Annotated in this window: 10 protein-coding genes; 7 read left to right on the top strand and 3 right to left on the bottom strand. The window is 69.8% G+C overall.

Translation table 11 applies throughout. The features are described from left to right. The coding region (locus tag A5784_RS05155) for an LpqN/LpqT family lipoprotein (RefSeq protein ID WP_064942965.1) at nt 1–735 on the top strand (735 nt) is incomplete at its 5' end. 59 nt (nt 736–794) lie between these two features. Then, nucleotides 795–1,151, top strand: a complete 357-nt coding sequence (locus tag A5784_RS05150) for a hypothetical protein (RefSeq protein ID WP_064942963.1) — start codon at nt 795–797, stop codon at nt 1,149–1,151. 15 nt (nt 1,152–1,166) lie between these two features. On the opposite strand, the gene A5784_RS05145 is transcribed toward A5784_RS05150, so the two are convergent. Next, the gene (locus A5784_RS05145; RefSeq protein WP_064942961.1) at nt 1,167–1,772 is read right to left on the bottom strand and encodes a YqgE/AlgH family protein; all 606 of its coding nucleotides are present in this window, start codon (nt 1,770–1,772) and stop codon (nt 1,167–1,169) included. 139 nt (nt 1,773–1,911) lie between these two features. On the opposite strand from A5784_RS05145, the gene A5784_RS05140 reads away from it, so the two are divergent. Continuing rightward, entirely contained in the window at nt 1,912–3,198 is a 1,287-nt protein-coding gene (locus A5784_RS05140; RefSeq protein ID WP_064942986.1) for an MFS transporter, read from the top strand. A 23-nt stretch (nt 3,199–3,221) separates the two neighbouring features. Beyond that, a complete protein-coding gene (locus A5784_RS05135; RefSeq protein WP_064942959.1) occupies nt 3,222–3,998 on the top strand; it encodes a TIGR03084 family metal-binding protein in 777 nt (258 codons plus the stop codon). Nucleotides 3,999–4,081: 83 nt separating this feature from the next. Here A5784_RS05135 and A5784_RS05130 read toward each other — a convergent pair whose 3' ends face one another. Together A5784_RS05130 and A5784_RS05125 are read right to left on the bottom strand one after the other, a co-directional pair. Then, nucleotides 4,082–4,591 (bottom strand): hypothetical protein, encoded by a 510-nt coding sequence (locus tag A5784_RS05130; RefSeq protein WP_064942957.1) that lies wholly within the window; start codon nt 4,589–4,591, stop codon nt 4,082–4,084. Between the two features lie 18 nt (nt 4,592–4,609). Further along, nucleotides 4,610–6,049 carry a CCA tRNA nucleotidyltransferase gene (locus tag A5784_RS05125; protein WP_064942956.1) on the bottom strand — a complete coding sequence of 480 codons (1,440 nt, stop codon included), beginning with the start codon at nt 6,047–6,049 and terminating at the stop codon, nt 4,610–4,612. Between the two features lie 84 nt (nt 6,050–6,133). Between A5784_RS05125 and A5784_RS05120 the strand changes: the two genes are divergently transcribed. The 3 genes from A5784_RS05120 to murJ are packed head-to-tail and all read left to right on the top strand — an operon-like array spanning nt 6,134 to nt 13,010. Continuing rightward, nucleotides 6,134–6,946: an NUDIX hydrolase gene (locus A5784_RS05120; RefSeq protein ID WP_064942954.1), complete on the top strand. Its 813-nt coding sequence runs from the start codon at nt 6,134–6,136 to the stop codon at nt 6,944–6,946. Then, the gene (locus A5784_RS05115) at nt 6,928–9,363 is read left to right on the top strand and encodes a DUF6049 family protein (protein ID WP_064942952.1); all 2,436 of its coding nucleotides are present in this window, start codon (nt 6,928–6,930) and stop codon (nt 9,361–9,363) included. The genes A5784_RS05120 and A5784_RS05115 overlap by 19 nt, the downstream gene beginning before the upstream one ends. After that, the gene (gene murJ, locus A5784_RS05110) at nt 9,360–13,010 is read left to right on the top strand and encodes a murein biosynthesis integral membrane protein MurJ (protein WP_064942950.1); all 3,651 of its coding nucleotides are present in this window, start codon (nt 9,360–9,362) and stop codon (nt 13,008–13,010) included. Before A5784_RS05115 ends, murJ begins: the two co-directional genes overlap by 4 nt. Nucleotides 13,011–13,085 lie beyond the last annotated feature (75 nt).

Here is a 13,085-nt window from a genome sequence, read left to right as displayed (position 1 = left end):
ACGTCCTGCAGCCGGAAGATCATCGCGAATTCGTCGAGCACGAGGGACGCTCCGACGCCGACCATCGTCCCCGCCACCTCCGGCACCATCGCCGACTACTTCAAGAGCAAAGGGGTCAAGCTCGAGCCCCAGGTCAGCCGCAACTTCACCGCGCTGAGCATCGTGCTTCCGATGCCGCAGGGCTGGTCCACGGTGCCCGATCCGAACGTCCCTGACGCCTTCGCGGTGATCGCCGACCGCTCCAGCACCGATCTGTACACACCGAATGCCCAGGTCGTGGTCTACAAGCTCATCGGCAACTTCGACCCGGTCGAGGCGATCAGCCACGGCTATGTCGACAGCCTGCAGCAGATGGCGTGGCAGACCACCGACATGACGATGGGCGACTTCAACGGCTTCCCGTCGTCGTTCATCGAGGGCAGCTACCGGGCTGACAGCCAGACCGTTAACACCTCGCGCCGGCATGTCATCGCGACCGTCGGGCCCGACCGCTACCTGGTGTCCCTGTCGGTCAACTCGGGCGCGGCCAGTCAAGGCGTATCGGCGGCCGCCGATGCGACCGACGCGATCGTGGCGGGGTTCAAGGTGAGCGCACCGGGAGCACCGGGCGCACCCGCCGCGGCCGCGGCTGCAGCTCCGGCTGGTGTCCCGGCGCCTGGTTTGCCCGCGCCTGCGGCCGCCCCCGCACCAGCGCCTGCAGCGGGTTTGCCGCAGCTCCTGGGCCTGCACGGCTAGGTCCCACCCAGCCGAACCCGACCTGACAGGAGCCCCATCCGCCTCGTATTGTGTGGCCCATGTTGATCGCCGCGCTGCTTTGCCTGAGCGTCGCCGTGATCGTCGGAATCCTCGGTCTGTGGTTGTTGACCAGGCCGCACTCCGGTGATCCGGTCCGCACCGTGCTGCGAGCGGTGGCCCCCACCCAGCTTGCCGCGGCGGTGATGCTCGCCGCAGGCGGTGTCGCGGCCCTGTCCGCCGAGCCGCGGACCGGCGTCGTGGTGGTGACGGTGTGTGTCATCGGCGCGGTTGCCACGGTGGCAGCCGGCTGCTGGCAGAGCGCCAAAGTGGTCGCCCGGGCCGAGGCCGCTTCGGCCGTCAGCAGTGGGGGTGGATGCACCGGATCGTGCGCCAGCTGCACCTTGTCGTGTAGCTGATCCCTGCCGAGCCCGTCAGTTGCGGCTGGTGTCGATCGGGTGGGTCGCGAGCAGCGACGCCGGCAGCGGCTGACGTCGCAGCACCCGGCCCCACAGGTCGATGCGCGGTTCGATCAGCACATCGGACGGCAACGCCGACAGCACGATCCAGTCGTCGCGCTCGATCTCGCCGTCGAGCTGCCCGATGGTCCAGCCGGAATAGCCCGCGAAGATCCTGACGCCTTCGAGGATCGGGGCGAGCGTGTCCGGGTCGGCGTCGAGATCGACCATCACGATGCGGCCCTGCACATGGCGCAACCCCGGCACCCCGTCGGCATGCATGCCCACGCGCAGCAGCGCCAGGCACAGCGCCGAATCACGCTTCACGGGGCCGCCGATGAACATGGTCTTCGGTTTGGCGGCGAGCTTGGCCCACTGCGGCAGCACGTTGTACACCGCGGTTTCGCTGGGCCGATTCAGCACCACGCCCAACGTGCCACCGGCGTTGTGTTCGACGATGTAGATGACGCTGCGACGGAATGTCGGCTCCAGCAGATCGGTGTTGGCCAGCAGGAGCGTCCCCGGTCGTACCCGGTGCGCCGCAGGCGCGATGAAGTCCTCCGGATCCTCTGACGGCGCCACCTGTCCATCATGTCACCAGCACCGCCGAGACGTGGCGAACAACCACGCGCGGTGCGCAATTTGTAGGGCCAGAAAGTTTGTAGTGTGGAACAGGTCGCCGATCGCGGGCTGAACAGCCCCCGAACAGAATGTGATTGCCGTGGTTGACGCTGCCGCCCCCATTGCTCTGTGGCGGTCGCTGCGCGGCATGACGGAGTTCCGCCGACTGCTCGAGTTGCGGGCCGTCAGCCAGTTCGGTGACGGTCTGTTCCAGGCCGGGCTGGCCGGTGCGATCATCTTCAATCCGGAACGCGCCGCGGGACCGTGGGCCATCGCAGGCTCGTTCGCAGTGCTGTACCTGCCCTACTCGTTGCTCGGCCCGTTCGCCGGCGCCCTGCTGGACCGCTGGGACCGCCGACTGGTGATGATCGGCGCCAATCTGGGCCGGCTGGTGCTGGTGATCCTCACCGGCGTGTTGCTGGCCTTCGGCGCCGGCGACGTCGCCGTCCTGTTCGCCGCGTTGATCGTCAACGGGTTCACCCGTTTTGTGTCGTCCGGTCTGTCGGCGTCGCTGCCCGACGTGGTGCCCGATACCAGGGTCGTCACCATGAACTCGGTCGCCACCGCGATCGGGTCGGCCGCGGCGTTCTTCGGGGCGAACTTCATGCTGGTGCCGCGGTGGCTGTTCGGAGCCAGCGACGCGGGCGCGTCCGTGGTGATCTTCAGCGTGCTGGCCCCGGTCGCGCTCGCGCTGTGGCTGTCGGTGCGGTTCGGCCCGCACGTGCTGGGCCCGCACGAGAGCAAACGCACCATCCACGGCTCGGCGTTCTACGCGGTGTCCACCGGGTGGGTGCACGGCGCCCGCACGGTGGCGTCGGTGCCGACTGTCGCGGCCACACTGGCCGGGCTCGCTGCCCACCGCATGGCGCTCGGGATCAACACCCTGCTGGTGCTCGTCATCGTGCGGCACACCGATACTCCCGCACAGGTAGCCGGCCTGGGCCTGGGTACGGCGGTGGTGTTTCTCGCCGCCACGGGCTGCGGCGCGTTTCTGGCCACGGTCGCCGCGCCCGCGGTGATCGCCCGCTTCGGTCGCTACGCCACCGCCAACGGGGCGCTGGTATTCGCCGCCGTGGTCCAGCTCGCCGCGATCGGGTTGCAGCTGCCGGTCATGCTGACCTGCGGGTTCCTGCTCGGAACCGCGGGGCAATTGGTGAAGCTGTGCGCGGACTCGGCGATGCAGCTCGACGTCGACGATGCGCTGCGCGGGCATGTCTTCACCGTGCAGGACGCGCTGTTCTGGATCTCGTTCATCACGGCCACCTCCGCGACCGCCGCGGTGATTCCGGCGGACGGGCAATCGCCTGGCCTGGTGGTGGCAGGCACGGTGATCTACCTGGTGGGCCTGGGCATTCACGCGGCGGTGGCCGCGCCGCGGCGCACCTGACAAGCCGGTCTACGCTGACCCGCATGTCGACTGCAGAGCAGATCGTGGCCGATCTTCGTGCCGAGAGCGACGAACTCGACGGGCTCGTCGCCGACCTGCCCACCGAACAGTGGGCCACCGAAACTCCCGCGGCGGGCTGGACCATCGCCCATCAGATCGCCCACCTGCTGTGGACCGACCGGGTCGCATTGATCTCCGTCACCGATGAGGCCGGGTTCAACGACGTCGTGGCTGAAGCCATGAAGAACCCCACCGGATTCGTCGACGCCGGCGCCGAGGAGCTCGCGGCCACCCCGCCCGCCGAGCTGCTCGCCGACTGGCGCCAGACCCGTGGCCGGTTGCACGACGCGCTGCTGACGGTTCCCGACGGTCGCAAGCTGCCGTGGTTCGGCCCACCGATGAGCGCGGCGTCGATGGCCACGGCCCGGATGATGGAGACCTGGGCTCACGGGCTCGATGTCGCCGACACGCTCGGGGTTCGCAGGCCCGCCACGGCGCGCTTGCGCTCGATCGCCCACATCGGCGTGCGCACCCGCGATTTCGCCTTCGCCCTGCACGGGTTGCCGGTGCCGGCCGAGGCGTTCCGGGTGGAGTTGCAGGGTCCCGATGGTGATCTGTGGACGTGGGGACCCGAGGACGCCACGCAGCGTGTGACGGGTTCGGCCGAGGACTTCTGCCTGCTGGTCACGCAGCGCCGCGCGCCCGCCGAGCTCGACGTCAAAGCCGTGGGCGCCGACGCCGAGAAGTGGCTGACCATCGCCCAGGCCTTCGCGGGCCCGCCGGGAACCGGCCGGGGCTGAGCAGCCGACTAGCAGGGCCCCGCAGTCGTTGACTCTGCGGCCACGGCGCGAAAAACCGCGAAAACCGCGCCCTGAGCGCAGGGTCAATCGCGAGCCACCGTGCCTGCCGAGTCAGCCAGACCGTCGCCGTCGCTGTCGGTCAACGTGAGATCCCACCGCCCGTCACCGTCGGTGTCGACATAGGCGCGGGCGCCGGAGAGCACGCGGTCGGCCAGGCCATTGCCGTCGACGTCGAGCAGCTGATCGTCGGCCGAGCCGTCGCCGGCGAAGTCCACGAGCGGCAGCCCGGCGGGATGTTCCACACCGTCCAGGTCGAACCAGCGGACCTGCCCGCCGCGGTCCACCCGCAACGCCCAGGTGCCCGAGCCGTCGTCGGTGAAATAGGTTTCGGCGCGGCCGTCGTCGTCGGTGTCCAGCACCACGTGCTCGGCGATGCCGTCCCCATCCAGGTCGGCCATCACATCGTCGAGCCGACCGTCACCGTCGAAATCAAGCCCAACCCCGTCGGGTGTGCCGTCGCCGTCAAGGTCGACCGCAGGCTCAGCAGTCCATATCGTGGCCGAGCCGTCGGGATCGCCAAGGCAGTAGTCCATGACTGATCAGACGCACGGTCAGGCCCTCGCGTTCCACCATTCCTGCAGAGCGGCGACAGCCTCGTCGTGCTCGAGCGGGCCGCGCTCCAACCGCAGCTCCTTGAGGTACCGCCACGCCTCGCCCACCTGCGGGCCCGCGGGGATGCCGAGGATGGTCATGATCTCGTTGCCGTCGAGGTCGGGCCGGACCCGCTGCAGGTCTTCCTTGGCGGCGAGTTCGGCGATCCGCGCCTCCAGATCGTCGTAACTGCTCCGCAGGCGCGCGGCCCGGCGTTTGTTGCGGGTGGTGCAGTCGGCCCGCACCAGCTTGTGCAACCGCCCGAGCAGCGGACCGGCGTCGGTGACATAGCGCCGGACCGCCGAATCGGTCCACTTGCCCTCGCCGTAACCGTGGAACCGCAGGTGCAGGTAGACCAGCTGGGAGACGTCGTCGACCATCTGCTTGGAGTATTTGAGCGCGCGCATGCGCTTGCGGACCATCTTGGCGCCGACCACCTCGTGGTGGTGGAAGCTGACGCCACCGTCGGCTTCGTGCTTGCGCGTCGCGGGCTTGCCGATGTCGTGCAGCAACGCCGCCCAGCGCAACACCAGGTCGGGACCCTCGTCTTCCAGATCGATGGCCTGGCGCAGGACCGTCAGCGAATGCCAGTACACGTCCTTGTGCTGATGGTGCTCGTCGATGGCCATCCGCATCTCGCCGACCTCGGGCAGCACCACCGCGCCGAGCCCGGTCTGCACCATCAAATCGACGCCCGCGACGGGGTCCACGCCCAGCAGCAGCTTGTCGAGTTCGGCGGCGACCCGTTCCACCGTGATGCGAGCCAGCTGCGGTGCCATGTCCAGCAGGGCCTCCAGCACCCGCGGGGCGACCGCGAACCCGAGTTGTGACACGAAGCGGGCGGCCCGCAGCATCCGCAGCGGATCGTCGCCGAAGGACACCTGGGGCGCCGACGGGGTGTCGAGTGTCTTGGCCCGCAACGCCGCCAAACCGCCGAGTGGGTCACAGAATTCGCCCGGACCGTCCGCGGTGATCCGCACGGCCATGGCGTTGACCGTGAAGTCGCGCCGCACCAGATCGTCGCCGAGGGTGTCCCCGAACTCGACCGTCGGGTTACGGGTCACCTGGTCGTAGCTGTCGGCGCGGAACGTGGTGATCTCGACGCGCTCATCGCCCTTGGCAGCACCGATCGTGCCAAATTGGATTCCGGTGTCCCACAATCCGTCGGCCCAGCCCCGCAACATCTTCTGCACGGCTTCGGGTCGCGCGTCGGTGGTGAAGTCCAGATCGGTGCCGAGGCGGCCCAGCAACGCGTCACGCACGCTGCCGCCCACCAGGTAGAGCTCGTGGCCGCCGGCAGCGAACACCTGACCCAGCCCGCGCAGCAGTTCGCCGTGCTGGTTCAGCGCCACCAGCGCGCGGGCCAGCAGTTCGGCGTCATCGGGTGCGGCATCGGACACGTTCGGACAGCCTAGTGTGCCCAGTGGGCCCGCTACCGGCGAGTGTGGCAGGACCGCAACCCCGTGGCAGCTACTATCGCTTGGGTGTCGGACGGCGAACAGGCCAAACCACGACGGCGCCGCGGTCGCCGCCGCGGCCAACGCCGTGCGCAGCGCGCTGCCGGCCCGCCCGACACGGGTAACGACCATCACACCGTCCAGCCCAGCGAACATCCCGCCGAGTCCACGGACGACGGTGACAAGCATCCCACCCCGCGAGACCAGTCCAAGCAACGCAAGCCGCGGCCGCGGCGTCCACCCGAACGGTTGCGCACCGTGCACGAGACCTCGGCCGGGGGGCTGGTGATCGACGGCATCGACGGCCCGAAGGACACCCAGGTGGCGGCACTGATCGGTCGGGTCGACCGCCGGGGCCGGATGCTGTGGTCGCTGCCCAAGGGTCACATCGAGCTGGGCGAGACGGCCGAACAGACCGCCATCCGAGAAGTCGCGGAGGAGACCGGTATTCAGGGCACAGTGCTGGCCGCCCTGGGCAGCATCGACTACTGGTTCGTCACCGAAGGCCGCCGCGTGCACAAGACCGTGCACCACTATCTGATGCGGTTCCAGGACGGCGAGCTCTCCGACGACGACGTCGAGGTCACCGAGGTGGCCTGGGTGCCGCTGGGCGAATTGCCGTCGCGGCTGGCCTATGCCGACGAACGCAAACTGGCCGAGGTGGCAGGCGAGCTCATCGACAAGCTGCACACCGATGGTCCGGGCGCCCTGCCGCCACTGCCCCGCAGTGCGCCGCGGCGGCGGGCCCAGACCCATTCGCACACCCGTAATCACCGCCGTGACGACTCCGGTCAGCCTCAGCCTCCCCGGCGCACGAACGGATGCGGACAAGGGCCGTGACCGCGGGTTCAGCGATGCCCCGTTGGCTCTCGACGGCGGCGCGCATCCTGACGGTCCTCAGTGTGCTGTTGCTCGTGACGGTCCCCGGTGTGCTGCCGCGCGCCGCGGCCGGTGAGCCCGGGCAGATGCCGTTTCTGCAACTGCGCATCGATCATGTGTCCCCCGAACTCGTGACCACTACCAGTGAGCCCGTGGTCACGGTGTCCGGTGCGGTGACCAATGTGGGCGACCGGCCGGTCCGCGATGTGGTGATCCGGTTGGAGCATGCCCGTGCCGTGGGCTCGTCCACCGAGTTGCGCACCGACCTCAGTGGAAGCCTCGACAAGTTCTCCCCCGTCGCCGATTTCATCAACGTGTCCACGGAAATGGCTCGTGGCCAGACGGTTCCGTTCACACTCTCGTATCCGCTGCGGGCCACCGACCGGCCGTCCCTGCAGATCGAGCAGCCCGGGGTCTATCCCGTGCTGGTCAACGTCAACGGCACCCCGGATTACGGGGAACCGGCCCGCCTCGACGACGCCCGCTTCCTGCTGCCGGTGATCGGTGTGCCCGCTGAGCAACCGGCCGGCCCGGGCGACGACGGCGCAGCCTCCTCCGCCGAGGCCTTGAGCTCGGTCGTGGCGCCCGACACCTCGCGGCCCGTCGGGCTGACCATGTTGTGGCCGTTGGCCGACCGTCCGCGGCTGGCCGCGGGAGCGCCCGGCGGCACCGCACCGGTACGGCTCATCGACGACGACCTGGCCACGTCCCTGGCTCCCGGCGGGCGGCTGGACACCCTGCTGTCCGCGGTGGATTTCGCCACCGGCCCGTCGGTCGACCCGGCCGGGCAGGTCCGCGCCGCGCTGTGCCTGGCCGTCGACCCCGATCTGCTGGTCACCGTGAACGCGATGACCGCGGGCTACGTCGTCGACGACGCCCCTGACACCGGCCCCGGCACCCGCACGCGGCCCGGTACCGGCCGAGACGCCGCGATCGCCTGGCTGAACCGGTTGCGCGGGCTCGCCCAGCGCATGTGCGTGGCGCCGACGACCTACGCGCATGCCGACCTGGACGCGCTCAACCGCGTCAACGACGCGGGGCTCAGCGCGATCGCCACCAACGGCGCGGGCGACATCGTCGACCAGATCCTCGGCGTCACCTCCACGCGGGGTGCCAGCATCGTCGGCGACGGACCGCTCACCGGCCCAGCGGTCGATCTGCTCAGCGCCCAGGGGCAGACCGTGGCGATCGCGGCCGCCCACACCACCGCGCAGGACTCCGCGACCGGCGCCCCGGAAACCGCCGACGTCACCCCGGTGCGCTACAGCCCAGATCTGGTGGCCGCGGCGTTCGATCCCGCGGTCGGCGCAGCGCTGGCCGGTGCAGGCAGCGACCCGGTCGCCCCGTCGTACCTCGATCCGACGATGGATATCCCGGTCCGGCATGACTCGGAGACCGCGCGCCGCCAGGACGCCACAGGTGCCCTGCTGTGGCGGGGGCTCTCGCGCGACACCGAGCCGCGCACCCAGATCCTGATGCCGCCGCTGGTGTGGACGCTGCATCCCGACGACGCCCAGGCGATCCTGACGTCGGTCGCCACGACCATCCATGCCGGGCTGGCTCTCCCCCGCCCGCTGACCGCGGTGATCGCCGACGCCAACGCCGTGCCACCCGAACCGATACAACCGCGGCCCGCCGACACGCTGGGCAATCCCCGCAGCCGTATCGACGACTCGATCACCGGCGGGATCGCCGGGGTGACCGCCCGGTTGTGGGGCCTGACCGCGGCGTTGACCACCGACGAGCGCACCGGCCTCACGGGTGCGCAGTACACCGCCCCGCTGCGGGAGGACATGCTGCGCGCGCTGAGCCAGTCGGTGCCGCCGGACACCCGCGACGGGTTGGCCCGCCAGCGACTCGACATCGTCACGCACAGCGTCGACGACATGTTCAGCGCCGTCACCGTGGTGAACCCGGGTGATTCGTACACGCTCGCGACGGAACGCAGCCCGCTACCGCTGGCGCTGCGCAACGATCTTCCCGTGCCTATCCGGGTCCGGCTGCAGATCAACGCCCCGCCGGGGATGACGGTCACGGACATGGGCGTGATCGAGCTTCCGCCCGGCTACCTGCCGCTGCGGGTTCCGATCGAGGTCCACTTCACCCAGCGCGTCGCCGTGGATGTCGCGTTGCAAACCGTGGACGGTCTGCCGCTGGGTGACCCGGTACGTCTCTCGGTGCACTCCAACGCCTACGGCAAGGTGCTGTTCTTCATCACCCTGTCGGCGGGAGCGGTGCTGGTCCTGCTCGCCGGGCGGCGGCTGTGGCATCGGTTCCGCGGCCAGCCCGACCGGGCTGATCTGGACCGCCCCGACCCGATCGAGGTGGCGCAGGCGTTCAACCCGGAGGAACCCCCGACCAGGGAGCCGCACCGATGACCGGGCCGGCGCCGCAGTCCCGGCCGCCCGCGCGCCCCGAGCTCTCCGACGCCGCAGTGGTGTCGCGGTCCTGGGGTATGGCGTTTGCCACCCTGATCTCGCGGATCACCGGCTTCTTCCGCATCGTGTTGCTGGCCGCGATTCTCGGTGCGGCGCTGTCGAGTTCGTTCTCGGTGGCCAACCAGCTGCCGAACATGGTGGCCGCGTTGGTGCTGGAGGCCACCTTCACGGCGATCTTCGTGCCGGTGCTGGCCCGCGCCGAACGCGACGATCCCGACGGCGGTACCGCGTTCGTGCGCCGGCTGGTGACGCTGGCCACCACCTTGCTGCTGGTGGCGACGGTGCTCTCGGTGGCATGCGCGCCGCTGCTGGTCCGGGTCATGCTGGGCAGCGACCCGCAGGTCAACGACCCGCTGACGACGGCGTTCGCCTACCTGCTGCTGCCGCAGGTGCTGTTCTACGGCCTGTCCTCGGTGTTCATGGCGATCCTCAACACCCGCAACATCTTCGGCCCGCCGGCCTGGGCGCCGGTGCTCAACAATGTCGTGGCGATTCTGACGCTGGGCCTGTACGTGCTGGTGCCGGGCGAGCTGTCCGTCGACCCGGTGCACATGGGCAACGCCAAACTGCTTGTGCTCGGGATCGGCACGACCCTGGGCGTGGTGGCCCAGACCGTAGTGTTGCTGTGGGCGATCCGGGCCGAGCGCATCAGCCTGCGTCCGCTGTGGGGCATCGACGACCGGCTCAAGAAGTTCGGCACCATGGCCGCGGCGATGGTGCTCTACGTGCTGATCAGCCAGATCGGGTTGATCGTCGGCAATCAGATCGCCAGCACCGCGGCGGCGTCGGGGCCTGCGATCTACAACTACACGTGGCTCGTGCTGATGCTGCCGTTCGGCATGATCGGCGTGACCGTGCTGACGGTGGTCATGCCCAGGCTGAGTCGCAACGCGGCCGCCAACAATGTTCCGGCCATTCTCGAGGATTTCTCCCTGGCCACGCGGCTGACCATGATCACGCTGATCCCGATCGTCGCGATGATGACCGTCGGCGGCCCGGCGATCGGCAGCGCGTTGTTCGCTTACGGCAACTTCGGCGAAACCGACGCCGGCTATCTGGGCATGGCGATCACGCTGTCGGCGTTCACCCTCATCCCGTACTCCATGGTGCTGTTGCAGCTTCGGGTGTTCTACGCGCGCGAACAGCCGTGGACTCCGATCATCCTGATCGTCGTCATCACGGCGGTGAAGGTCGCCGGCTCGCTGGTGGCTCCGCATCTCACCGACAACGCCGACATGGTGGCCGGATACCTCGGTCTGGCCAACGGGCTGGGCTTCCTGGCCGGCGCGCTCGTCGGACACGTGCTGCTGCGGTCCAGTCTGCGTCCGCCGAGCGGCCATCTGGTCAGCCGCCCTGTCTTACGGACGATTCTGGTGACCATCACGGCATCACTGGGTGCGGGTCTTGTCGCGCACGTCGCCGACCGGCTACTCGGATTGGCGTCGCTGACAGCGCATCTCGGTGCGGGCGGATCACTGCTGCGGCTGCTGGCCCTCGGCGTGATCATGGTCCCGATCATCGCGTGGGTACTCATCGCTGCCCGCGTGCCCGAGGCCCAGGCAGCACTCGCGATGGTGCGTCGTCGGCTCGGCCGCGCGGCGCCGCAACCGGGCGTGGAGGTAGCCGCGACTCCGGCGGCCCTGCCCGTCCAGCCACGCCGCCGGGGTGCGGTCCCGTACCCTGATCAGAGGAATTCTTCTCCACATCGGTGGCCACCAACCCCGGCGGCCACCTTCGGTGGGGCTCCGGCATCGGTTGCCGGAGCGGGGATGCGGAAAGGACCACCGGTGACCGACGAATCCGCGGGCGGCCCGGCACCCGGCCCTGAGAGCACGGCGACGACGAAGCTGCCGAGGCCGACTCCCGACGACTTCCGGCCTGATGTGCCCGACGACTCGGACGCGCCCGATGCTGCCGCGACGCGCGAACACGACATCTCGTCGAGCGGCCCGTCCAACGGCGCCACGGCCGTCATCGACCCGTCGTCAACCGGCCCGGCCAACGGCACCACCACCCGGATCCCGGCCGACTACGGCGGCGACCCGACGCGTGAACCCATGTCGTTCGCGCCACCGCGCGAGCAGGTCGAAGCCGCCACCACCGACGACGTGCAGCTGATCCCGGGCGCCACCATCGCCGATGGCCGCTACCGGCTGCTGGTGTTCCACGGTGGCCCGCCGAACCTGCAGTTCTGGCAGGCGCTGGACACCGCGCTCGACCGTCAGGTGGCGCTGACGTTCGTCGACCCCGACACCGTCATGCCGCGCGAGCAGGTGCAGGAAATCCTGGCGCGCACCCTCAAACTCAGCCGTCTGGACGTGCCGGGCATCGCCCGGGTGCTCGATGTCGCCCACAGCGGGTCGGGCGGCCTGGTCGTAGCCGAGTGGATCCGCGGCGGCTCGCTGGCCGAGGTTGCCGCCACCTCGCCGTCACCGATCGGCGGGGCCAGGGCGATCCAGTCGCTGGCCGCCGCCGCGGAGGCCGCGCACCGGGCCGGCGTGGCGCTGTCGATCGACCACCCCAGCCGGGTGCGCGTGAGCATCGAGGGCGACGTGGCGCTGGCCTTCCCGGCCACCCTGCCGGAGGCGACGCCCGACGAGGACATCCGCGGTATCGGCGCGGCGTTGTATGCCCTGCTGATCGACCGTTGGCCGCTACCCGAGTCCGGCGTCCGCAGTGGGCTTGAGCCGGCCGCGCGGGACGCGACAGGCCAGCCGGTCGAACCTCGCGCCGTGGACCGCGACATTCCGTTCCAGATTTCCGCGGCGGCGGCCCGCGCGGTGCAGGAGGGCGGCGGCATCCGCAGCGCCCCCACGCTGCTCAACCTGTTGCAGCAGGCCACGGCCATCGCCGACCGCACGGAGTTGATGGAAGCCCCGCCGGAACCACCGACACGCGAGCCGGCCCGGCCGTACGCCGCCACGGGCGATGCGGAGGAGGCAGCCGCTCGTCGGCGTAAGGGCTTGATGATCGGCCTGGCCGCAGGCGGTGCCGTCATCGTCGTCGCGCTCATCGTGCTGGCCTCGGTCCTCAACCACATCTTCGGCGACGTCGGCGGCGGGCTGAACAAGGATGAGCTGGGCCTCAACGCGCCCTCGTCCTCGACCACCGCGGCGACCGGCTCGGCGCCGTCGGGCAGTGTCGTGAAACCCAGCAAGGCGACGGTCTTCTCGCCTGGGGGTGAGGCAGACAACCCGAGTCAGGCCGGGCAGGCGATCGACGGTGATCCGGGCACGGCGTGGTCCACCGACGCCTACACCGACTCCACACCGTTCCCGAACTTCAAGAGCGGTGTCGGTCTGCTGCTGCAGCTGCCGCAGCCCACGGTGGTCGGCTCGGTGACCGTGAACCTCGACAGCACCGGGACGGCCGTGCAGATCCGGTCGGCACAGAGCTCGTCGCCGTCGTCACTGAACGACACCACCGAGCTGAGTCCTCCGACGCCGATGAAGCCGGGGTCCAACACCATCACGGTGAACAAGTCGGCAGCGACGTCCAACGTCCTGGTGTGGATCACCACGCTGGGCACTGTCGACGGCAAGAACCGCACCGACATCTCCGAGATCACGGTCCGCGCAGCGTCCTGATCGGTCATCCACAGGGCGGCCGCGGCGCTGACCATGCTTGATGGGCACTGCGGCAAAGAAGTGTCGGGAGCGGCC

This window comes from Mycobacterium sp. 852013-50091_SCH5140682 (assembly GCF_001665685.1).
In the GTDB taxonomy this organism is placed as follows: domain Bacteria; phylum Actinomycetota; class Actinomycetes; order Mycobacteriales; family Mycobacteriaceae; genus Mycobacterium.
This window is presented reverse-complemented; position numbering and strand designations above follow the sequence as displayed.